Annotated in this window: 2 protein-coding genes; both read right to left on the bottom strand. The window is 64.2% G+C overall.

Annotated elements, in window-relative coordinates; translation table 11 throughout:
* Positions 1-601, bottom strand: a 601-nt coding sequence (locus tag FDW84_RS18955; RefSeq protein ID WP_138611026.1) for a DUF3618 domain-containing protein, incomplete at its 3' end; no start/stop codon positions are given.
* A partial coding sequence (locus FDW84_RS18950; RefSeq protein ID WP_240721592.1) for a phage holin family protein occupies positions 598-996 on the bottom strand: 399 nt, incomplete at its 5' end. The genes FDW84_RS18955 and FDW84_RS18950, both read right to left, overlap by 4 nt.

The following is a 996-nucleotide window of genomic DNA, read 5'->3' as shown; positions in this document are numbered from 1 at the left end:
TTTGGCCTTCTGCCTTGACGTTTTGGGCTGCGTCGGTGGCGGTGGCCTTGACGTTCTGGACGGCTTCCTGGGCCGGTTCCTTCAGGTCTTGAACTACCTCTTTGGCGGCGTCGGTGACCTTGCCGGCCAACGGCTGCGCCGCAGTCTTGAGCTGGTCCGCCGCTTCGCGTTCCTTGGTGCTTGCGGGGATCAGGGACGAGAGGAGCATCCCGGCGCCGAACGCGATCAGCCCGGCGGCCAGGGGGTTGCCCTGGGCCTGTGCTTTGACCTGGTCAGGTGCCTGGGAGATCGCGGTGCCCGCATCGGAAAGCTTCGCTGCGACGTTGTCCTTGGCACCGTGGAGCGTGTCGCCGGTGGAGTGCAGGGCGTTGGTGGTGTGCCCGGCCCCTGCGGAGGTCTTGTCGTGGACTTTGGTGGTGGCGGTGTCTGCTGCTCCCATGACTTTCTCCTTCACCCCGCTGACGGCTCCTTTGAGCTTGTCAGTCTGGCGGTTGACGATGTTGGACGGGGTGACCTTGTCCGCGACCGCGTCCACGTTGGTGCCCAGGCGTGCCCGGGTTGCTTCTATGTCTTCACGGATTGCGTCCGGGTTATCGCTCATCGGTTTACCTCACCTGGTTTTAGGGTTGGGGGAATTTCAGAAAGTGTTTCGCCTGTCTGCGGCAGGCCCTTGATCTGCTTGAGTTCCTTGCGGCCGATGGAGGCCAGGACGGCGGCGATGATGCCCCAGATGACGGCGACGATCACCGCTGCCCAGCCCAGCGGCATCAGGGCGCCCAGGGCGAACATCAGTGCCAGGGACAGGAAGAGCAGGACGAAGTGCCCTGCCACGCCGGCGCCGGCAAACATGCCCGCGCCCTTGCCTGCCTTCGTTGCCGATTGTTTGGCCTCTGCCTTGGCGAGTTCCACTTCCTGGCGCATCAGCGTGGACAGGTCTCGGGTCACCTCACCGAGCAGGTCACCCAGGGAAGCGTTATCTGCCTTCTGATGCGCCTC

This window comes from Pseudarthrobacter sp. NamE5, assembly GCF_005796225.1.
GTDB lineage: Bacteria > Actinomycetota > Actinomycetes > Actinomycetales > Micrococcaceae > Arthrobacter.
This window is presented reverse-complemented; position numbering and strand designations above follow the sequence as displayed.